The organism is Variovorax sp. GW821-FHT10D07 (genome assembly GCF_059415325.1).
The window spans coordinates 72,270-92,719 of record NZ_JBWKMZ010000014.1; the positions used below are offsets into that span (position 1 = coordinate 72,270).

20 protein-coding genes, 1 tRNA gene and 1 pseudogene are annotated in these 20,450 nt (G+C 64.8%); 9 read left to right on the top strand and 13 right to left on the bottom strand.

Annotated elements, in window-relative coordinates:
- Positions 1-6: 6 nt before the first annotated feature.
- Positions 7-528 carry a hypothetical protein gene (locus AC07PU_RS32335; protein ID WP_495322405.1) on the top strand — a complete coding sequence of 174 codons (522 nt, stop codon included), beginning with the start codon at positions 7-9 and terminating at the stop codon, positions 526-528.
- A 323-nt stretch (positions 529-851) separates the two neighbouring features.
- Here AC07PU_RS32335 and AC07PU_RS32340 read toward each other — a convergent pair whose 3' ends face one another.
- Entirely contained in the window at positions 852-1,187 is a 336-nt protein-coding gene (locus AC07PU_RS32340; RefSeq protein WP_495322406.1) for a hypothetical protein, read from the bottom strand.
- A gap of 252 nt (positions 1,188-1,439) precedes the next feature.
- On the opposite strand from AC07PU_RS32340, the gene AC07PU_RS32345 reads away from it, so the two are divergent.
- The gene (locus AC07PU_RS32345) at positions 1,440-2,279 is read left to right on the top strand and encodes an SRA domain-containing endonuclease (RefSeq protein WP_495322407.1); all 840 of its coding nucleotides are present in this window, start codon (positions 1,440-1,442) and stop codon (positions 2,277-2,279) included.
- A gap of 30 nt (positions 2,280-2,309) precedes the next feature.
- On the opposite strand, the gene AC07PU_RS32350 is transcribed toward AC07PU_RS32345, so the two are convergent.
- A complete protein-coding gene (locus AC07PU_RS32350; RefSeq protein ID WP_495322408.1) occupies positions 2,310-2,801 on the bottom strand; it encodes a DUF4124 domain-containing protein in 492 nt (163 codons plus the stop codon).
- 52 nt (positions 2,802-2,853) lie between these two features.
- Between AC07PU_RS32350 and AC07PU_RS32355 the strand changes: the two are divergent.
- A pseudogene (locus tag AC07PU_RS32355) lies at positions 2,854-3,633 on the top strand (integrase core domain-containing protein); the annotation flags it as partial.
- Between the two features lie 200 nt (positions 3,634-3,833).
- On the opposite strand, the gene AC07PU_RS32360 reads toward AC07PU_RS32355, so the two are convergent.
- The gene (locus tag AC07PU_RS32360; RefSeq protein WP_495322409.1) at positions 3,834-5,156 is read right to left on the bottom strand and encodes a hypothetical protein; all 1,323 of its coding nucleotides are present in this window, start codon (positions 5,154-5,156) and stop codon (positions 3,834-3,836) included.
- A gap of 318 nt (positions 5,157-5,474) precedes the next feature.
- Between AC07PU_RS32360 and AC07PU_RS32365 the strand changes: the two genes are divergently transcribed.
- The gene (locus AC07PU_RS32365; protein ID WP_495322410.1) at positions 5,475-5,741 is read left to right on the top strand and encodes a hypothetical protein; all 267 of its coding nucleotides are present in this window, start codon (positions 5,475-5,477) and stop codon (positions 5,739-5,741) included.
- 95 nt (positions 5,742-5,836) lie between these two features.
- Here the strand turns inward: AC07PU_RS32365 and AC07PU_RS32370 are convergent, their stop codons facing one another.
- The 7 genes from AC07PU_RS32370 to AC07PU_RS32400 form a co-directional block, all read right to left on the bottom strand.
- A complete protein-coding gene (locus tag AC07PU_RS32370) occupies positions 5,837-6,076 on the bottom strand; it encodes a hypothetical protein (RefSeq protein WP_495322411.1) in 240 nt (79 codons plus the stop codon).
- Between the two features lie 510 nt (positions 6,077-6,586).
- Positions 6,587-6,662: transfer RNA gene (locus AC07PU_RS32375), tRNA-Thr, on the bottom strand.
- Between the two features lie 25 nt (positions 6,663-6,687).
- Positions 6,688-7,701: a class 1 fructose-bisphosphatase gene (locus tag AC07PU_RS32380; RefSeq protein WP_093340257.1), complete on the bottom strand. Its 1,014-nt coding sequence runs from the start codon at positions 7,699-7,701 to the stop codon at positions 6,688-6,690.
- 43 nt (positions 7,702-7,744) lie between these two features.
- Positions 7,745-10,462, bottom strand: coding sequence for an aminopeptidase N (pepN, locus tag AC07PU_RS32385; RefSeq protein WP_495322412.1), 2,718 nt, complete (start codon positions 10,460-10,462; stop codon positions 7,745-7,747).
- The gene (locus tag AC07PU_RS32390) at positions 10,446-11,132 is read right to left on the bottom strand and encodes an HAD family hydrolase (protein ID WP_495322413.1); all 687 of its coding nucleotides are present in this window, start codon (positions 11,130-11,132) and stop codon (positions 10,446-10,448) included. The genes pepN and AC07PU_RS32390 overlap by 17 nt, the downstream gene beginning before the upstream one ends.
- 49 nt (positions 11,133-11,181) lie before the next feature.
- Positions 11,182-12,286, bottom strand: a protein-coding gene (gene prfB, locus AC07PU_RS32395) for a peptide chain release factor 2 (RefSeq protein ID WP_143129059.1) whose coding sequence is annotated in 2 segments (ribosomal slippage) — positions 11,182-12,204 and positions 12,206-12,286 — 1,104 coding nt in all. Because the reading frame shifts where the segments join, the coding sequence is not laid out codon by codon here.
- A 180-nt stretch (positions 12,287-12,466) separates the two neighbouring features.
- On the bottom strand, positions 12,467-13,288 hold the full coding sequence (locus AC07PU_RS32400) for a MetQ/NlpA family ABC transporter substrate-binding protein (RefSeq protein WP_093340251.1): 822 nt from the start codon (positions 13,286-13,288) through the stop codon (positions 12,467-12,469).
- A 285-nt stretch (positions 13,289-13,573) separates the two neighbouring features.
- On the opposite strand from AC07PU_RS32400, the gene AC07PU_RS32405 reads away from it, so the two are divergent.
- From AC07PU_RS32405 to AC07PU_RS32420, 4 genes are read left to right on the top strand one after another with little or no spacing between them, the layout of a single operon-like run.
- On the top strand, positions 13,574-14,467 hold the full coding sequence (locus AC07PU_RS32405; protein ID WP_093340249.1) for a methionine ABC transporter ATP-binding protein: 894 nt from the start codon (positions 13,574-13,576) through the stop codon (positions 14,465-14,467).
- On the top strand, positions 14,460-15,122 hold the full coding sequence (locus AC07PU_RS32410; RefSeq protein ID WP_093340247.1) for a methionine ABC transporter permease: 663 nt from the start codon (positions 14,460-14,462) through the stop codon (positions 15,120-15,122). Before AC07PU_RS32405 ends, AC07PU_RS32410 begins: the two co-directional genes overlap by 8 nt.
- Before the next feature lie 53 nt (positions 15,123-15,175).
- On the top strand, positions 15,176-16,000 hold the full coding sequence (locus AC07PU_RS32415) for a MetQ/NlpA family ABC transporter substrate-binding protein (RefSeq protein WP_495322415.1): 825 nt from the start codon (positions 15,176-15,178) through the stop codon (positions 15,998-16,000).
- Between the two features lie 30 nt (positions 16,001-16,030).
- Complete coding sequence (locus tag AC07PU_RS32420) at positions 16,031-16,402, top strand: hypothetical protein (RefSeq protein WP_495322416.1); 372 nt, start codon at positions 16,031-16,033, stop codon at positions 16,400-16,402.
- A gap of 46 nt (positions 16,403-16,448) precedes the next feature.
- Here the strand turns inward: AC07PU_RS32420 and AC07PU_RS32425 are convergent, their stop codons facing one another.
- Positions 16,449-17,807 carry an LLM class flavin-dependent oxidoreductase gene (locus tag AC07PU_RS32425; RefSeq protein ID WP_495322417.1) on the bottom strand — a complete coding sequence of 453 codons (1,359 nt, stop codon included), beginning with the start codon at positions 17,805-17,807 and terminating at the stop codon, positions 16,449-16,451.
- 7 nt (positions 17,808-17,814) lie between these two features.
- Complete coding sequence (locus AC07PU_RS32430) at positions 17,815-18,633, bottom strand: MetQ/NlpA family ABC transporter substrate-binding protein (RefSeq protein WP_296796937.1); 819 nt, start codon at positions 18,631-18,633, stop codon at positions 17,815-17,817.
- A 117-nt stretch (positions 18,634-18,750) separates the two neighbouring features.
- On the opposite strand from AC07PU_RS32430, the gene AC07PU_RS32435 reads away from it, so the two are divergent.
- Complete coding sequence (locus tag AC07PU_RS32435) at positions 18,751-19,449, top strand: aspartate/glutamate racemase family protein (protein ID WP_495322418.1); 699 nt, start codon at positions 18,751-18,753, stop codon at positions 19,447-19,449.
- On the opposite strand, the gene AC07PU_RS32440 is transcribed toward AC07PU_RS32435, so the two are convergent.
- Positions 19,450-20,376 (bottom strand): alpha/beta fold hydrolase, encoded by a 927-nt coding sequence (locus AC07PU_RS32440; protein WP_398501815.1) that lies wholly within the window; start codon positions 20,374-20,376, stop codon positions 19,450-19,452.
- Between the last annotated feature and the right edge of the window lie 74 nt (positions 20,377-20,450).

Here is a 20,450-nt window from a genome sequence, read left to right on the forward strand (position 1 = left end):
GGTTGGATGCGTATTGAACTGAAGGTGTCGCCTGACCTGCCGTCCCAGGTGATGCCGTACCGCTTCTACGACCCGAACGACGATGATGTGCGCGCGATCCTCATGGAGGCGTGCCATGAACTCAATGGATGGGCAGACTTCCTGATCTCGGGGTTGGGCCAAGAGCGATGGCTTGTGGATGTGGGCACCGATCTGTCCGTGTTTCTCGAGCAGTTGCCAGATGCGCTCAGAGCGATTGCAGCCCGCAAGAGTGCCGAGATCTATCTGTACGAACAAGGCGTCGATCGATTGTTGAAGCTGGAGCCGAAGGGCGCGGGGTATGCCGTGCATTGCAGAAGCGGCACCGATTGGAGGCCCTGGCCTGCGGTCGAAGAGGTCGACAGTCTGAAGTTGGAGGGCATGCTGGTCGCCGTGCGCGACGAGTTCTTGAAAGCCCTTGAGCGGATGGCGCCTGCGCTGCGCTTGCATCCGTGGATCGTTGAATGGGTCGAGTCTTGCGACGAAGACTCCGGCACTTCAAGCGCTTGAGCGATCCACAATTGTTCACCCCAAGGGCCGAGCCTGGCCCTCGTTCTCTCCCTGCATTCCAAGGGGTTACGCCCCGCGCAAGCTCCTTTGGCAAGCGCGAAGGCGAGGCACAAAAGGCGACGGCCGAGGTGCGCTAACACCCCGGCCGTCTAACCAAATGACGTGCAGAACTTTGGAAAGGAAGCACGCCAAGTGGCTGACGTTCAAGGAGATAGGCCCGAGGCGGCGCGACATGATGATGTGGATCGCCTCGGACCTCACGCGCGACGCCGAACACCTGCTGCAGGAGGTGGCGCCTCAGGTGCTGCGCGGCCCGGGCGCGTTCAGCAGCCCAGGCGCTGCTTGATCTCGCGCAAGCGCAGCGAGTGGGCCGAGAGAAATTCCGGCCCCGCATCTTCTTCTTTGGATGCGCCGCGATAGCTGATCGGCCCGATGTCGTCGTTCGACGCGCGCGGCCCCGTGTGGCAGGCCGGCGAGCAGTAGCGGCAGCCGTTGACCTGTCGGTAGAACGCCCGCGCCGTCTGCATCGCCGAACGGCAGTCTTCGTGCCAGTCGAGCGAGAGCGTGTTCACCGGATGCGGCCAAAAAATGCACCCCTGTGCGTGTACCTCATGGTCGCCATTGAGTTGTGCGGTCTTGTTGACGCAGTACTGTGGCATTTCGATCCTCTTGGCCCCTTTGCTTGGGGAGGATCGTAGGAGGGCGAGGCGGGGAGGTGAACGTCACTCCGGGTGATTGACATTTGTCGCGGGGGTGTTCAAGAACCTTAATGTCAGACGGGTGAGGGGCCGCGACCGCGATGCCTCCAAGGTGGGACGCGTAGGGGTTGGCGGAGACTGGAAGGATTTGATTAACGTATATTCACAAACGTTATCAAACTTCTCTGCCACGAGTCGCCGCCGTAGAAAGACGTGTCTGTGCCCGATCCAAGCCATGTGTCGCCGTCTTTTGTGATCGGTGAAATCTACGACCGACGATCCGAGCTTCACAAACCTTATGGCGGAGGCTGGCAAAGCGGCATCTCTTCGTCTTCGCTCTATCCGTTGATTTTCTTGTTCGCGGGGCACAGTGGTACCCGTCATGGATACGCTGATCGCCCAGAGGACGACGGCACGTTTCTCTATACGGGCGAGGGACAGCGCGGTGACATGAAGATGACGCGTGGCAACCTAGCGATCCTGCAGCACTCAATGAACGCGAAGGCGCTCCATCTCTTCCGCACGTTGAAGAAGGGGGCGCAGCGTTACGTCGGCGAGTTTGTCTATGGCGGGCACGAGTGGATCGTGAAGCCAGACACGGATGGTTTGGATCGAAATGCGATTGTGTTCAGGCTGGTGCCTATCGGCCATCTGGAGCATCGAGAACTCCTAGATGAGATGGATGCGTCGGAGGATGTCTCGTTGGAAGAGGCACGACGCAGAGCGATTGCTGCTGCCAAGGTCGATGGCTCAAGCAATAGCAAGAGCGGATCGCGGACGGTCTACGAGCGCAGTCGTGCGGTACGCGACTATGTGCTTCGGCGCTCACAAGGTGTGTGTGAGTTGTGTGCCAAGCCAGCGCCGTTTCGGCGTGCCGGAGGGGCCGAGTATCTGGAGCCTCATCACACGACCCGCGTATCGGACGGTGGGCCGGATCATCCAAAGTTCGTTGCAGCGCTATGCCCCACATGCCACCGCGAAGTGCACTACGGCGAGCACGCGAAGGCGAAGAATGCGGCGCTGATTGAGAGACTGCAGGTCTTGGAGCCTTAGTCGGAAACCGAGGATGCGTCGATGGTCGGCTCAGCACTTCAGGTCGAAGTACTGTTTGCGGGCCTTGTAAAGGTCGACATCCGCGCGTGCCTTGTCGGCTCCTGCCGCACCTTGCGCTTCGCTCCCGAGCCTCGAAATCATGTCGTCGAGCCGAGCGCATTGCCGCTGGTCGCTTTGAGGCAAATAAACACGACGCCGGGCTGTGTTCATCTCCTCGTGAGATTTGCCATGTAAGGGCCGGGTCGCGCCATCCAACATTCGACGCCACTCATCACGCTGAACGTCATTGCCTTTGCGTGAGCTGCCGCTCATCTTGTCCATACCTTGCGTTGGTGTCGCGTCGATGACCTTCGCGCCGACGCATGGCGCATCTGAGTAGCTAACTTTGCCGTTGGTCTCGCAACGATAGACGGGTGCTCGGGCCGCGGCCGGCAGCGTCCATGCCATTGCAACAACAAACTCGCTGGCGATCAGGAAGGTCGAGAGATGCGATCTGCCGAATCTTTGGAAGAGGAGGGCCAACAACGAAGATGCTTGCCAGTCTTCTTAGAAGCTCTCATCTGCACCTGCTGCACCGCTGACTCCAGAACAGAAGATCAAGGCCCTCGAAGTCCAGCTTCGCGAAGCCAATGAGAAGGCCGAACTGTTCGAGGCGGTGATCGATGTCTTGAAGAAGGACTACGGGGTGCGCATCGTAAAAAAGCCTTTGGGCAAGTCCTCTCGCAAAAGCTCCTCCCGGGGCTGAGCGTGGCGAGGACTTGCCGCCATTGGGGCGTCAGCCGCCAAGCCTACTACCAGCAGTTGCAGTATCAGCAGCAACGCTGTGCGCGTGCCGACATCGTGATCGAGCTCGTTCGCGGCGTGCGTCTGCGTCAGCCCCGGTTGGGCGCGCGCAGGCTGCACCATCTGCTCAAGCAGCCGCTGCAGCACGCCGGCGCGAGCTGGGGCGCGATGCGTTGCTGGACGTGCCGCGCGCGAGGCGCGCATGCTGGTGGCGCCGAGGCGGGCGTATCACAAGACCACCGACAGCCATCATCGATTCCGACGCCATCCCAACTTGCTCAAGGAGGGGCCGCATCAGGTTCGAGCGACTGCCAGCGAGCAGGTGTGGGTGCCCGACATCACGTACTACGACTGCTATCAGAACGCGCTGGCCGAGCGCGTCAACGGGATCCTGAAGATGGAGTTCCTGCTGCACCGGCCTGCCGATCTGGCCCAGGCCAGCCGGATGGTCCAGCAGGCCGTGCAGATCTACAACCAGGAGAGACCGCACCACTCCCTAAAATTGAAAACGCCGGATGAGGTTCATCGGGCGTCTCTGTCCGGCTGGATCGAGTCGGCTATGAGTCCATAGGTGTCAACCTATGGCAGGACGGGTCACCCTTAGGGTGCGCTGCGCGGGCTGCTGCACTTGGCGACTTCTCCCGTCACTGCGTAGCGGCCGGACCTTCACAACAGGGCCCCGGTGCTCTGGCATCCCAATCCGCAACAGAACGACCGCGACGGGGGATGACAGAGCGCACGGCTTTTGCACCGACGCCCGTAAATTCGCTTCTATTGCTTACGGACCTCGACACCTGCGGCGCTCACTCTCAACCATCCTGAGTTTTCGAGTAAGAGACGGCGGGCTTCAGCTTGCTCAACTTCGCCGCTGCGAGTAAGTCTAAGGAGATTAAGAAGATCTAAGGTGCGAAGGATGAGGATGTTAATTTTTGCCGCGTGAATTATTTGATCGGTGTTTGGTTCTTCGTCTTTTTCTTGAAGAGTGTGCGCGTTTTTTATTGCGGTGTTCGCGATGAGTAAAGCCGGAAAGTTTTCCGCAAATCCGGAGCGATCTCGATGCGAATCGGTTTGATTGATGTTTTCCCGCTTTATGCCGCGATTTACGCCTTTGATTTCGCATATCGCAACGATTTTTCCGCTCTCATCTTTTAGCTTTGCATCCTCTTTAAACTCATCCGTTGAGTCGCAGCTAAAGCCTGTAATTTCCTCAAGAATTTCCGTGACAATTCCGACGAGCGGTTCCCCGGTATGGACTAACGAGGATTTGAAGCTGTCAAGTCGGTCTAGTCTAATTTGAATTTCGCTTATTCTTGCTTGAAGTGCGGAAACTTCTGCCATAAGAAATTCCTCTTCTTTGAAAGAAAATTTCTTGGCCCACTCTGGTACTTCACGGTGAAGTTTGTTTTTCACAGAAGTGAGTCCGTCCACAAGCAAGGTGAAATACTCTTCGAATTTTTCATCATTCGCAGGGATTTCGAGCGTAGGAATGAAGAATTCGCTGTCGTCAATTCGCAAGCTTACAGGATTGTCGCGGACCGATGCAATTGTCTTAATCGGTAAGTCTTTGTCGTAGATTTGAAAGTATGAATTTGCTGCGCCATACAGTTCAAAGAATCGCACAAATTCATCCTGCTTGACTTCCAAATGCGGAACGCGGTGCGAAAAGTTCTCGCGTTTCAGGTGTGTGTAGTTAAGTTGCCTTTTTGTAAGGTCGGTGGAGCGGAAGTCCTGGCCATCATCGCGGTCAATAAAGGGTTTGACGAGAATTGAACAGAAGCTCCCGCCCTTTTGAATAAGCAGTGTTAATTCTTTTGAGCGTTGGTCGAGTTCGTTTCGATAGCAGGTTAGCACCCAATGTCCCTCGCTATATAGCGAGCTGCTCCACTTGAAGTCTTCAAACGCGCCTTGTAAAAAAATGACAAGGTCGTAATCTTGAAATCGCGCTTGAGTCTTAAACGGTTCGAAAAGAATAGTGAAATTTTTAGATTCGATTGGTTTGATATATGAATTTAGGCCAATGCGATCTAGGCCAAAGACCATTACTCTGCAATGCTTGCCAGATTCGCCAGCGTCCTCATCTCTAGTACTGATCAATTGCGTCCCTCATTGTGGTAAAGGCCTAAAAATTTCGCGCGACCGGAGTTAGCGCGGCGCTGCAATTTTAAAGGTGTAACTCTTGGCCAATGGCACCCCCTGCAGGGGTTCCCGATGCGCGTGGACCTCGGCAAAGTGCGTTCAAATGTGAAGCGAAAGCAGATCGTGACGTAGCCCGCTCGTGAGAGCCGGCGCCTCCCTCGAAAGAGCACGAGGCAATTCCCCCAACTGGAGGTGTACCGGGTAGGGCTTCAGCCCTGACCAGTGTTCCGAATGCGGATGTCCATTGCGGCCACGGCGATATGTGCCGGGGCAGACATGACGACATCCAGCGACTTATTCCAAACCAACGAAATCACCGGCGCACTGACGCCGCAGCAGGCCGCTGAGCTCCTCGAGATCGCGGCATCGGGCGATACCAGCTTCGGGCTGAATGACGATGGCGCGCCCGCGACCACCACTGCTGCAGCCGAAGCCGCACTCAACCGAAGCACAACATACACACGCCGTGATCAGCGCGCACCCAGCTGGCTTTTGCATATCCGTGATTGCGGGCACCTACGATCCCCGATTCTTTGCCAGTAGGGCGAGGTCTCCAGAACTCCGCGCAAGCGCGACGCCCCATCGTGCTGGCCTGGTCGAGGCCGCGCGGGGGAAGCGTGCACGAAATTTTTTCGCACTCAGTCTTCTAAGTCGAACTGCCCCTGCAGCGTGCGGATGGCCTGCAAGATGTCGGAGCGATGCTCGCCGCCGTCGGGCATCAGGCGCATGGTCCAGTTGGAAAATCCGCCGTCGGGGTCCATCCAGATGACGCCGCCGCGGTAGGCGTCAGTCCCTTCGCCGCGCAGGTCTGGTATCTCTTTGAGTCGCTCCAGCAGCAGTTCGCGCAGCTGCTCAGCGGTGCGGGTGGGCTTGGCCATCTCGAATTCGTCCTCGCTCTCGAAGTCAACATTCTGGACCGCCTCTATGTCGCTCCCGCGGCCGCCCAGGGAGAGCCAATCCGCCGATCGCGAAGCCGCACCGAAGCCAGCGGGACTGTGCAGCAGCGCTGATTGCGCCGGCTATGGCGTCTCAGGGGCAGCCAGCCGATGGTGAGGGCGTGAGCTCTCACTGAGCGCGCCAAAACCTCCACCACGGCCGCTGGCGCAGCCGTAGCTCAAGCGGGCGAGTCCAGGCGGTCCAGCGGGTGTTCGGCGGCTCCGAAGCGGCCGGGCCGGCCTTCTTTGCGAGAAGCCTGAGACGCGGCCGAGAGGCCAGATTGGCGGTGCGGGTCAGCAGGGCAGGGCTTGGGGTGAGGCAGGAAGCCATTCCGCCCGTGAGGTCTGTCTTCCAACCGGAAACGAGTGCTCGATTGGCTACATGGTGGCTACATGACGCCGAAAAGAAAAAAGCCCGCTATCGAGTTGATAGCGGGCTTTCCTTACTGCGTTTGGTGCCGGAGAGATGAATCGAACACCCGACCTTCTCATTACGAATGAGCTGCTCTACCGACTGAGCTACACCGGCGAAGCCTTCGATTATAGCGAGGTTTTCAGGGCTTTTGAGCGTGGTACTGCGTCAGGCGCTCGACTTCGTTTCGCGAACCCAACATCACGCTGACGCGCTCGTGCAGCTTGGTGGGCTGCAGGTCGAGGATGCGCTGCTTGCCGTTGGTGGCGGCGCCGCCGGCCTGTTCCACCAGCCAGCTCATGGGGTTGGCCTCGTACATCAGGCGCAGCTTGCCGGCCTTCTCGGGCTCGCGCTTGTCCCAGGGGTACAGGAACACGCCGCCGCGCATCAGGATGCGGTGCACGTCGGCCACCATGCTGGCGATCCAGCGCATGTTGAAGTCCTTGCCGCGGGGGCCTTCCTTGCCGGCCAGGCATTCGTCGATGTAGCGCTTCACGGGCTCGTCCCAGTGGCGCATGTTGCTCATGTTGATCGCGAATTCCTTGGTGTCGGGCGGAATCTGGATGTCTTCCTGCGTCAGCACGAAGCTGCCCTGCTCGCGGTCGAGGGTGAACATGGCGACGCCGTTGCCCACGGTCAGCACGAGGGTGGTCTGCGGGCCGTAGATGCAGTAGCCGGCCGCCACCTGCTGGGTGCCGGCCTGGAGGAAGTCGCCCTCCTGCACGCCGGGGTGCTCGTCGGGCTTCTTGAGCACGCTGAAGATGGTGCCGATGCTGACGTTGACGTCGATGTTGCTGCTGCCGTCGAGCGGGTCGAACATGAGCAGGTACTCGCCCTGCGGGTAGCGGTTGGGCACGACGTAGATGCTGTCCATCTCCTCGCTGGCCATGGCGGCGAGGTGGCCGCCCCATTCGTTGGCCTCGATCAGCACCTCGTTGGCGATGATGTCCAGCTTCTTCTGGATCTCGCCCTGCACGTTCTCGCTCTCGGCGGTGCCGAGCACGCCGCCCAGGGCGCCCTTGTTGACGGCCTGGCTGATGCTCTTGCAGGCACGGGCAACCACTTCGAGCAGCAGCCGCAGCTGGCCGGGGATGAGGCCGTCGGCGCGCTGCTGTTCGACGAGGTAGCGGGTGAGGGAAATCTTCTGTTGAGCCATGAGGGTTCTTCGGTTTCTCTTCGATGCGTTGCTTGTGTGCGGATCAGCTGCCGGCCAGGGCGCGGGTCACGACTTCGTGGGTGTCCTTGCTCAGGTCGGGCTTGGCGGCCACGCGCGCGATGGCTTCGCGCGCGGCGCTGCGGTAGGGCTCGGCGAGCTTGCTCCAGCGGTCGAGGGCGCGCGCGAGGCGGGCGGCCACCTGGGGGTTGAGGGCGTCGAGCTCGATGACGCGCTCGCTCCAGAACACGTAGCCGGCGGCGTCGGGGCGGTGGAAGGCGCCGGGGTTGGCGCTGCAGTAGCTGAAGATGACGCTGCGCGCGCGGTTGGGGTTCTTCAGCGAGAAGTCGGGGTGCTTCATGAGCTGCTTCACCAGCGGCAGGATGTCGCCGCCGCGGTCGCTGGCGCCGGCCTGCAGCGAGAACCACTTGTCGATGACCAGGGCCTCGTTCTTGAACAGGGCATGGAAGCGCGCGAGCGCCTGCGCGGCCAGGGTGTGGCCCGACGACACGAGGGCGTTGAGCGCGTTGAAGCGGTCGGTCATGTTGCCCGCGTCCTTGAAGCGCTGCAGGGTCTTGCCGGGCCAGACGGTGTCGCCCGAGGAGCGCGCGGCCAGGCACAGGAAGTTGAGCGCCATGCCGGCCAGGGCGCGGCGGCCCGAGCTCAGCGGATCGGGGCTGTAGGCGCCGGTGTCGTGGTGCGCTTCGTAGGCCTGCTGCCAGTCGCTGAACAGGGCGGTGGCGAGCTGGGCGCGCATGGCTTCGCGCACCAGGTGCACGCGCTGCGGATCGACCACGTCGAGCTGCTCGGCGATGTAGGTTTCCGACGGCAGGGTGAGCACCAGTTCCTTGAAGGCCGGGTCGAGCTGCGGATGGCGCAGCACGCTGCGCATGGCCTCGAGGTAGGCCTCGCCGAGCACCGGGGTGGTGTCGGTGGCCAGGGCGGCGATGCCCTGCAGCGCGGCGTGCAGGCCCAGGCGCTGGCCGGCTTCCCAGCGGTTGAAGGGATCGGGGTCGTTGGCCAGCAGGGTCAGCAGCTGGGCGTCGCTGTACTCGAAGTCGAGGATCACCGGCGCGCTGAAGCCGCGCAGGATCGAGGGCACGGGCTCGGCGTCGAGGTTGGTGAAGGTGAACTGCTCGCCGGCGCGCGACAGCACCAGGGTGCGGGTGCCGGCGCTGCCTTCGGCCTCGCCCTCGAGTTGCACGGGCAGCTCGCGGCCGCTGGCGTCGAGCAGGCCGAGGTTGAGCGGAATGACGAACGGGTCTTTGCTGGGCTGGCCCGGGGTGGGCGGGCAGCTCTGCAGCACGCTCAGGGTGTAGCTGCGGTTGGCACTGTCGTACACGCCGCTGGCCTTCAGGCGCGGGGTGCCGGCCTGGCTGTACCAGCGCTTGAACTGGGGCAGCAGGCGCGCGAGTTCGGAGTCGGGGTTGGCATCGGCGATGGCCTGGGCGAAGTCGTCGCAGGTCACGGCCTGGCCGTCGTGGCGCTCGAAGTAGAGGGTGATGCCCTTCTCGAAGCCCTTGCGGCCCACCAGGGTCTGCATCATGCGAACGACCTCGGCACCCTTCTCGTAGATGGTGACGGTGTAGAAGTTGCTGATCTCGATGTAGCTGTCGGGCCGCACCGGGTGAGCCATGGGGCCGGCATCCTCGGGGAACTGGGCGGTGCGCAGCACGCGCACGTCTTCGATGCGCTTGACGGCGCGCGCCGAGGCATCGGCGCACAGGTCCTGGCTGAACTCCTGGTCGCGGAAGACGGTGAGGCCTTCCTTCAGCGAGAGCTGGAACCAGTCGCGGCAGGTCACGCGGTCGCCCGACCAGTTGTGGAAGTACTCGTGGCCGACCACGCTCTCGATGTTGCTGTAGTCGGCGTCGGTGGCGGTGGCCTGGTTGGCCAGAACGTACTTCGTGTTGAAGATGTTCAGGCCCTTGTTCTCCATGGCGCCCATGTTGAAGTCGCTGGTGGCCACGATCATGAAGCGGTCGAGGTCCAGCGGCAGGCCGAAGCGGGCCTCGTCCCACAGCACCGAGTTGATCAGCGAGTTCATCGCGTGCTCGGTCTTGTCGAGGTCGCCGGCGCGCACGTACACCTGCAGCAGGTGTTCCTTGCCGCTGCGCGCCTTGATGCGCTGCTCGCGCGCCACCAGCTTGCCCGCGACCAGCGCGAACAGGTAGCTGGGCTTCTTGAAGGGATCGACCCACTTGGCGAAGTGGCGGCCCTCGGGCAGGTCGCCGTGCTCGACCAGGTTGCCGTTCGACAGCAGCACCGGGTAGGCGGCCTTGGCGGCGCGCAGGGTGACGGTGTACATCGCCATCACGTCGGGCCGGTCGAGGAAGTAGGTGATGCGGCGGAAGCCCTCGGCCTCGCACTGCGTGAAGAAGGTGTCCTCGCTCACGAACAGGCCCATCAGCTTGGTGTTCTTGATGGGGCAGCAGGTGGTGAAGAGCTCGAGCTCGAACGAGCCTTCTTCCGCCGCGGGCAGGCCGTCGAGCACGAGCTGGTCGCCTTCCATGCGGAACGAGGCGCCCTGGCCGTTGACCAGCACGCGCGCGAGGTTGAGCTCGTCGCCGTCCAGGCGCAGCGGCTGCGCCGGCACGTCGGGGTTGCGGCGCATGCGCATGCGGTTGAGCACGCGGGTCTTGGCCGGGTCGAGGTCGAAGGTGAGGTCGACGGTGTCGATCCAGAAGGCCGGCGGTGCGTAGTCTTCGCGGCGGATGGCGTTCGGTGCGGCTTGGGCACCGCTGAAATCAGGCAGCAACGGCATCGAGGGTCTCCAGAAAATTCGAATGGGCGAGTTCGTTGTAGTCGCGCACGGCGGCGATCACGTGGGGGCCGGCGAGTTCGGCGGCGCTGTGGGTGCTGCACACGGCCACGGCGCGCATGCCGCCGCGGCGCGCGGCCTCGATGCCGAAGGGGGCGTCCTCGAACACGATGCAGCGTTCGGGCGCCACGCCGATGCGGCGCGCGGCCTCGAGAAAGATGGCGGGCGTGGGCTTGCCGCTGAAGCCTTCGTCGCCGCCGACGATGGCCAGCGGCAGCGGGTCCATCTTCAGGCGCGACATGGCGAACTCGATGTTGTGGCGATCGCCCGCGGTGCCCACGGCCACCTTCAGGCCGCGCGCGACGGCGGACCTGGCGAAGGCGGTGAAGCCGGCGACTTCGGTGAAGTTGTCGCTGAACATCGCGCGGTAGATCTCTTCCTTCTCGTGCACCAGCGCCAGGCACTCGGCGTCGGACAGCTCGCGCTCGAACAGCTCGCGCATGCACTCGGCGCCGGTGCGGCCCGTGGTGCGCGCGAGGATGTCGCTCACGTCGAGCACCAGGCCGTGGCGCGCCACGAACTCGACCCACGAGCGCGCATGCCAGGGCATGGAGTCGATCATGGTGCCGTCCATGTCGAAGATCAGGGCTTCGACCTTGCCGTTGAGGTTCATGCGGGGCTGCGCGGGTGGTTGCGGTGGTGACGAAAAGGAAGAGGCAGGATCAGACGCCCTGCTTGAGCGAGGCTTCGATGAACACGTCGAGGTCGCCGTCGAGCACCTTCTGGGTGGCCGAGATCTCGACGTTGGTGCGCAGGTCCTTGATGCGGCTGTTGTCCAGCACGTAGCTGCGGATCTGGTGGCCCCAGCCCACGTCGGTCTTGCTGTCCTCGAGCTTCTGCTGCTCTTCCTGGCGCTTGCGCATCTCGTGGTCGTACAGGCGCGAACGCAGGCGCTTCCACGCCACGTCGCGGTTGCTGTGCTGGCTGCGACCGTCCTGGCACTGCACCACGATGCCGGTCGGGATGTGCGTGAGGCGCACGGCCGAGTCGGTCTTGTTGATGTGCTGGCCGCCCGCGCCGCTGGCACGGAAGGTGTCGGTGCGCACGTCCGCCGGGTTGATCTCGATCTCGATGGAGTCGTCGATCTCGGGGTAGACGAAGATGCTCGCGAAGCTGGTGTGGCGACCGCCCGAGGAGTCGAACGGTGACTTGCGCACGAGGCGGTGCACGCCGGTCTCGGTGCGCAGCAGGCCGAAGGCGTAGTCGCCCTCGACCTTGATGGTCGCGCTCTTGATGCCGGCGGTGTCGCCCGGGGTCTCGTCCTCGAGCTGGATCTTGAAGCCCTTGCGCTCGGCGTACTTGGTGTACTGGCGCAGCAGCATGCTGGCCCAGTCGCAGGCCTCGGTGCCGCCGGCGCCGGCCTGGATGTCGACGAAGGCGTTCAGCGGGTCGGCCGGGTTGTTGAACATCCGGCGGAACTCGAGCTGCTTGATGTCGGCTTCGAGCGTGGCGGCGTCATCGGCGATGGCCTGCAGGCCGTCGACGTCGCCTTCTTCCTTCGACATCTCGTAGAGCTCGGTGTTGTCCGACAGGCCGCTGGTGAGGCGGTCGAGCGTGACGACGACGTCGTCGAGCGACTTCTTTTCCTTGCCCAGTTCCTGGGCCTTCTTGGGGTCGTTCCAGACGTTGGGATCTTCGAGCGATGCGTTGACCGTCCTCAGACGTTCGGCTTTGGCATCGTAGTCAAAGATACCTCCGGAGATCCACCGTCCGCACGCTCAGGTCCGCAAGCGTTGCGCCGATCTGGTTGATTTGTTCTGCGTCCATGGGGTGGTCCTGACTGTGTGGGTTGGCGAGGGGAGGAGGGGCGTGCCCTCCAGGGAACCCGCCATTTTCTCACGGGTGGCGGATGACCCCATGGGGAGTGCCATTCCGGTGCCGCCCAAGGCGAAAAGCCCCCTGGGCGCGGCGCGCGCAGGGGGGCCGGGAGTGCGTGGAGCGGCGGCGTCAGAACGCGGGCACCAGCGCGCCCTTGAACTGGGTCTCGATGAAGCTCTTGACCTCGGGCGACTGGTAGGCCGCCACCAGGCGCTTGGCCCAGGGCTTGTCCTTGTCGGCGCGGCGCACGGCGATCAGGTTGGCGTAGGGGCCCTTGGGCGATTCCTTGATCACGGCGTCCTTGTTGAACGAGAGGCCGGCCTTCTCGGCGTAGTCGTTGTTGATCGCGGCGATCACGAGGTCGTCGAGCGAGCGCGGCAGCTGCGCGGCGTCCAGCGGCACCAGCTTGAGCTTCTTGGGGTTGGTCACCACGTCGAGCGGGGTTGCGGTGTTGTTCTTCACGGCCTCGGGCTTGAGCGTGATCAGGCCGGCCTGCTGCAGCAGCAGCAGCGCGCGGTTGCCGTTCGACGGGTCGTTCTGGATGCCGACCGCGGCGCCCTCGGGCAACTGGTCGATGCTCTTGAGCTTCTTCGAATAGAAGCCCAGCGGCGCGGTGATGGTCAGGCCCACGGGCACGAGGTCGAAGCCGCGCGCCTTGATCTGGTTGTCGAGGAAGGGTTGGTGCTGGAAGGCATTGGCGTCGAGGTCGCCGGCCGCGAGCGCTGCATTGGGCAGCTGGTAGTCGTTGAAGACCACGACCTGGACCGTGAGGCCGTCCTTGGCGGCGACCTTCTTCACCACCTCGAAGATCTGCTCGGCGTTGCCGACCGAGATGCCGACCTTGACGGTGTTCTTGTTGTCCTGGGCCTGGGCGCCGCCGGCGATGCCGCCGAGGAGGGAAGCCGCCAGGGTGGCGGCAAGGAGGCCGCGGCGGCGAAGGATGCTGTGCATGGTTGGGGTGGCGCGGTGCGCTCGAAAAAGAAAGGCGCGAATGTGGCAGCAGGCGGGCGCGATGGGAACGAACCAATGCGCATATCCATATGGGAGCCCCTGCTCGCTTTATGGTGTATGTGGTTGAACGTCGGCGCTTCTTTATGTGATTTCAGGAATAAGCATCGCCCGATTTGTTCGTTCCCTTTCGATGCCTTTCTTTTCATACTCGGCACCTTTTTGCGAATACGTGGCCGATGGTTTTTCCTGGCGGCCGCACGCATCCGTTCCTTGGTTCCCCCAGACATGAGCAACCCATCGTCCGACCCGGCCCGCGGCAGCGCGGAACCGGTCATCCGCCTCCAGTCGGTGCAGAAGTCCTTCGCGCTGCCCAGCGGCGAGGTCTTCGACGCCGTGCAATCGCTGTCGCTCGACATCCAGCAGGGCGACGTGTTCGGCCTGATCGGCAAGAGCGGCGCCGGCAAGTCGACCCTTCTGCGCCTGATCAACCTGCTCGAGCGGCCCGACGCGGGCCGCGTGCTGGTCGGCGGGCGCGACCTCACGACGCTGTCGCGCCGCGAGCTGCGCGACACGCGCCAGAACATCGGCATGATCTTCCAGCAGTTCAACCTGCTGCAGAACGCCACGGTGTTCGACAACGTGGCCTTCCCGCTGAAGATCCACGGCCGCCATTCGCGCGCCGAGATCGATGCCCGCGTGCGCGAATGCCTGGAACTGGTGGGCCTGTCGGAAAAGATCGACACCTACCCGGCCCAGCTCTCGGGCGGCCAGAAGCAGCGCGTGGCGATCGCCCGCGCGCTGGCGCCGCGCCCGCAGGTACTGCTGTGCGACGAACCGACCTCGGCGCTCGACAGCGAGACCACGCGCTCGCTGCTCGAGACCCTGCGCGACATCAACCAGAAGATCGGCGTGACCATCGTGATCGTGACGCACGAGCTGTCGGTGGTCGAGGTGCTGTGCCGCAACGTGGCGATCCTCGAGAAGGGCCGGCTGGTCGAGCAGTTCGAGGTCGATGCCGCGCCGAGCGAGGCGCGCAAGACCGCGCTGGGCCGCGAGATCGACGAGCTGGTGCGGCGCCGCGAGCGCGATGCACGCGAAGCGCGCGAGGCTGGCGAAGCCGCCTCGGCCAGCGCCCCGGTTGCCACGCAACGCAGCGCGCTGGAGGTGGCCTATGTTTGAGAACATCGCCCCCATCCTTCCCGAGCTCTGGGTCGCGACCGGCCAGACCTTCATGATGCTGGCCATCGGCCTGTCGGCCGCGGTGCTGATCGGCGGTCCGCTGGGCATCCTGCTGTTCCTGCTCGGCCCGGGCCAGTCGCTCGCCAACCGGCCCGCGTTCCTGATCCTGAACTGGCTCGTGAACACGGTGCGCTCCTTCCCCTTCATCATCCTGCTGGTGGCGCTGGTGCCGTTCACGCGCATCATCGCGGGCACCTCGATCGGGCCGCTGGCCGCGGCGGTGCCGCTGTCCTTCGCGGCCATTCCCTATTTCGCGCGGCTGGTCGACCAGTGCCTGCGCGAGGTGCCGCGCGGCGTGATCGAGGCGGCCCATGCGATGGGCGCCTCGGAGCTGCAGATCGTCTGGCGCGTGCTGGTGGTCGAGGCCCGCTCGGGCCTGGTGCTGGCGCTCACGGTGCTCGCGGTGAGCTTCCTCTCCTACTCGGCGATCGCCGGCGTGGTGGGCGGCGGCGGCATCGGCGACCTGGCCATCCGCTACGGCTACTACCGCTTCCAGACCGACGTGATGGTGCTCACCGTGGCGCTGCTCGTGGTGCTGGTACAGATCCTGCAATTCGTCGGCAACACCGCGGCGCGCAGGCTCGACAAGCGTTGATTCGTTTCTTCTCCCGTTCCCTTTTCTCTTTCTTTCCTGCAAAGCCTTCCGTCATGACCACCGCACTGCTGCGCCGTTCCGTCCTCGCCCTGTCCCTCGCCGCGCTGTCGCTCGGCGGCCTCTCGCTGCCGGCGCAGGCGCAGGACGCCAAGAAGAACCTCACGATCGGCGGCACCGCCGGCTCGAACATCGACCAGCTCAAGCAAGGCATCGTGCCGATCCTCGAGAAGAAGGGCTACAAGGTGAAGCTGGTCGAATTCAACGATTACGTGCAGCCCAACCTGGCGCTGGCCCAGGGTTCGCTCGATGCCAACTTCTTCCAGCACCAGGTCTACCTGAAGAAATTCGCGGCCGACCAGAAGCTGGACCTGGCCGAACTGGTGCAGGGCCCGATCGCGCCGCTGGGCGTGTACTCGACCAAGCGCAAGACGCTGGCCGACCTGAAGGAAGGCGACCGCGTGACGCTGCCGAACGATCCGAGCAACCTGGCGCGCGCGCTGGTGCTGCTGGAGCAGAACAAGCTGATCACGATCAAGCAGGGCGTGGATCCGCTGCGCGCTTCCGAGAAGGACGTGGCCGACAACCCCAAGAAGCTGAAGTTCATTCCGCTCGAGGCCGCACAATTGCCGCGCTCGCTCGGCGACACCGAGTACGCGATCATCAACGGCAACTTCGCGATCTCCTCGGGCCTGAAGCTCACCGAAGCGGTGGTGCTCGAGAAGACGCCCGACTACTACCTGAATGTCGTGGCCGTGAAGACCGCGGACAAGAACACCGCCTGGGCCAAGGACCTCGTCGAGGCCTACCACTCGAAGGAGTTCAAGATGGTGGTCGACACGAAGTTCCAGGGCTACGCGAAGCCCAGCTTCCTGCAATAAACCAACTACTTTCCTGAGAGGGACCTTCCCATGCCCGTGCTGGCCGTGTTCGATGCGCAAGCGAGCTGGAGCGACACCCATGTGTGCGACGGCTGGATCACCGACCGGCTGGCCGCGCAGGGCGTGCGATGGGGGCGCGAGGATGCCCCCGCGCCGCTCGCGGGCGAGGAGGTTCGCGTGCTCGGGCAGGCCGGGTTGTTCTACGTGCCCGAGGGCGAGGGCTATATGGGCCTGCTGCTCGAGGCCGGCGAATGGGTCGCGCTGCCGGTGGGGCGGGCCCGGGTGTTCTTCGACGACGGCGAGGGCGCGGACGATGCGCTGCCGCATGCGGCGCTGCCGGGCTTCGAGGCCTTCGTCGAAGAGGTGTTGTCGCTGACGGGGAACGACGCCGACGAGGGCTGAGGCCCGCCGCCGCCGCTCCCCCCGGCGGCGTTTCCCTTTCTTCTTTCTAAGCCGCCAGGCGCTGCGCCGTCCGTCCTTCGGGCCGCGCCAGCCCGAGGTGATCGCGCAGGGTGCGCCCCTCGTACTCGGTGCGGAACAGCCCGCGCTTCTGCAGGATCGGCACCACCCCGTCGACGAAATGTTCGAGCCCGTGCGGCAGCGCATCGGGCATGAGGTTGAAGCCGTCGGCCGCGCCACCCTTGAACCAGTGTTCGATGTCGTCGGCGATCTGCTCGGGCGTGCCCACGATCACGCGGTGGCCGCCGCCACCCGCGAGTTCGCGGATCAGCTGGCGCACCGTGTAGCCATGGGTGCGGCCCGCCGCCACCACCGCGTTGAAGAAGGTGTGGTTGCCGTTGCCATTGCCGGGCAGCGGCAGGTTCTCGGGCAGGCGCTCGTCGAGCTTCAGGCGATCGGGCGTGATGCCCAGCGTGCCCGCGATGCGCGTGAGGCTGTAGTCCCACGGGATCAGGTCGACCAGCTCGTCGCGGCGGCGCAGCGCCTCGGCCTCGGTGCCGCCGACGATGGTGGTGAGGCCCGCGAGCACCTTCACCGCGTCGGGGCCGCGGCCCAACTCGGCCGCGCGGGTCTTGAGGGCGCGCGCATAGGCCAGCGATTCCTCGAAGGACTGCGAGGCCGAGAAGACGGCCTCGGCATGGCGCGAGGCGAGCTCGCGCCCGTCGGCCGAGGCGCCGGCCTGCACCAGCACCGGATGGCCCTGCGGCGCGCGCGGCAGGTTCAGCGGGCCCTGCACCGCGAAGTGCTCGCCGCGGTGCGCGATGGCGTGCACCTTGGTGGCGTCGACGAAGCTGCCCGCGGCCTTGTCGCCGACGAAGGCGCCGTCTTCCCAGCTGTCCCACAGCGCCTTCACGATGTCGGCGAACTCCGAGGCGCGCGCGTAGCGCTTCGCATGGTCGGGCGTGGCCTCGAGGCCGAAGTTGCGCGCCGAGGGCAGGTCGGCCGTGGTCACCATGTTCCAGCCCGCGCGGCCATTGCTCACGTGGTCGAGCGTGGAGAAGCGGCGCGCGATGTTGTAGGGCTCGTTGTAGCTGGTCGAGGCGGTGGCGATCAGCCCGATGTGGGTGGTGGCCGCGGCCACGCAGGCCAGCAGGATGGTGGGCTCGAGCGCGGTGATCGGGCGGAAGTGGATCTGGTCGACGATGGCCGCGTTGTCGGCCAGGAAGATCGCGTCGAGCTTGCCCGCTTCCGCGATCTGCGCGGTGCGGATGTAGTGCTGGATGTCGGCGAAGGCCCAGGGGTCGGCCTCGGGCAGGCGCCAGGCCGAGGGCACGAAGCCCGAGTGCAGGATGTTGACGTTCAGGTGCAGCCGCCGGGGAGGCGCGCTGCGGGTGGCGGAGCCGCTCATCGGTCGATCACTTCGAGAAGTAGTCGGGCAGGCGGTAGCCGGCCCACACGGGATTGGCGAGGAAGACGCGCTGGAACTCGGCCGACTGGTAGGCGGCAACGATGTCCTTCGCGAACTTCGCGTTCTCGTTGCCGCGCTTGACCGCCACCACGTTGACGTAGGGCAGGGTCATGTCCTCGAGCTTGAGCGCCTCGGTGAGCTTGAGGCCCGAGGCGACGGCGAAGTTGCCCTGCACGGCGGCCAGGTCGGCGTCGGCCAGCGAGCGCGGTGCCTGGGCGGCATCGAGCGGCACCAGCTTCAGGCGCTTGGGGTTGCTCGCGATGTCGCGCTCGGACACGCTCAGCGGGTTCACGCCGGCCTTGAGCTGCACCCAGCCGATGGCCGCGAGGATGTTGAGCGCGCGCGCCGCGTTCACCGGGTCGGCCGGCAGCGTGACGGTGGCGCCGTCGGGCACGCTGGCCAGCGACTTGTGGCGCTGCGAATAGAGGCCCATCGGCGGCGTCGGCACGTGGACGATCGGCACCAGGTCGAAGTTCTGCTGCTGGTTGGTGGCGTTGAGGTAGAGCGTGTGCTGGAAGATGTTGGCGTCGATCTGGCCGCGCTCGACCGCGTCGTTGGGCTGCACGCCCTGGCTGAATTCGACGTACTTGACGGTGTAGCCGAGCTTGGCGAGCTGGGGCTCGATGCCCTTGGTGAAGGCGTCGCGGTACGGGCCTGGCATGAAGCCGACGCGCAGGTCGGCGGCCTGGGCCGCGCTGGCGAGGCCCAGTGCGAGGGCAAGGCCGCCGGCCAGGGCCAGGCGGCGGGAAAGGGCGAGAGGGCGCATGAGAGAGGGGCTCCAGAACTGAACCGGGCACTCTAGGAGCCGGTGTCGCGCGCGCGAACGAATATTCGTAAGCTTGCATATGCGGGATATGCGGGCAATGGCCATAGGATGAGTGGCATGAGCCAACACATCGGAATCGTGGGCTGCTCCGCCGAAGGCGCGGCCCTTTGCTACAAGACCATCTGCGTGGAGGGCGCCGCGCTGCTCGGGCCCCATGCGCACCCCGAGGTGTCGATGCACACGCCCTCGCTCGCGGACTACGTGCGCTGCCTCGATGCGGGCGATGTGGCCGGCGTGGGCGAGCTGATGCTCGCTTCGGCGCGCAAGCTGCAGGCCGCGGGTGCCGACTTCCTGATCTGCCCCGACAACACGATCCACCAGGCCTTCGAGTACGTGGCGCCGCGTTCGCCGCTGCCCTGGCTGCACATCGCCGAGGTGGCGGCCGACGAGGCCGTGCGGCGCGGCTTCCGGCGCATCGGCATCACGGGCACGCGCTGGCTGGTCGACAGCGAGGTCTATCCGTCCAGGTTCGCGGCGCGCGGCCTCGAGTACCGTCGGCCGAACGCGCGGGAGCGCGACGAGACCGGGCGCGTGATCATGGACGAACTGGTCAACGGCATCTTCAGCCCCGAGGGCGTGGCGAGCTTCCAGCGCGTGATCGAGCGCATGAAGGTAGAGGAGGGCTGCGACGCGGTGGTGCTGGGCTGCACCGAGATCCCGCTGATCATCAGCGATGCGAACTCGGCGCTGCCGACGCTCGATTCGACGCGGCTGCTGGCGCGCGCGGCGTTGCGGCGGGCGGTGCAGCCGGCCTGACTAGGCGAGGAAATCCTCGATCAGCTTCGCCACCCGCTGCGGCTGGTCGTGGTGCAGCATGTGGCCGGCATCGGCCAGCTGCTCGATGCGCACCGAGGGCACCGAGGCCAGGCGCTGGTGGAATTCCTCGAGCGTGTAGCGGTTCTTCCACCAGCCCTGGAGGCTGTCGTCGGCCGCTTCGATCATCAGCGTGGGCGCGGCAATGCGCGCATAGAGCGCGCGCACCTCGTCGACGCGGAAGATGTTGGCGTTGATGACCTTGTGCGCGGCCTCGCCGAGGATCTGCCAGCGCGCGCTGCCGTCGGGCTGCGCGCGGCTGGCCGACCAGTGGCTCGCGAGCCAGTCGGCCTTGTCCTGCGACAGCCGCGGGTTGGTCTTCATGAGCCGGCGCGCCACGCCGTCGACAGCCGAGTAGCCCGCGAGCTCGAGCTCGCCGCGGTGCAGCCGCTTGAGCTCGTCGATCCACTGGCCGTAGCGCGCGGGCGCTTCCTCGGGCTGGCGCGCGGGCATGCCGAAGCCCTCGAGGTTGACCAGCCGGCGGATGCGCTCGGGCCGCACGCCCGCGTAGTGCATGACGACGTTGCCGCCCATGCTGTGGCCCACGAGGTCGACCGGGCGCGCGGCCTCGCCTTCGCCCGCGTAGTGGTCGAGCAGCCATTCGAGGTCGGCCAGGTAGTCGGGCAGCCAGTAGTTGTCGACCCCGCCGCCGTCGGTGAGGCCGAAGCCGCGCCAGTCGGGCGCGACGATGAAGCGCTCCTCGGCCAGCGCGTCGACCACGAACTGCCAGGAGGCGGCCACGTCCATCCAGCCGTGCACCAGCACCAGCGGCGGCCGCTCTGCCGAGGGCTGGCCCCAGAGGCGCACGTGGTAGCGGAGGTTGCGCACGGGCACGAATTCGCTGCGCGAGGGACGGAGGGCGTGGTACATGGCTCCGATGATAAGGAGCCGGGTCGAAGCGGACAGTCCGCCAGACGACAGTGGCGTGACGGCCGCGCCGCTCG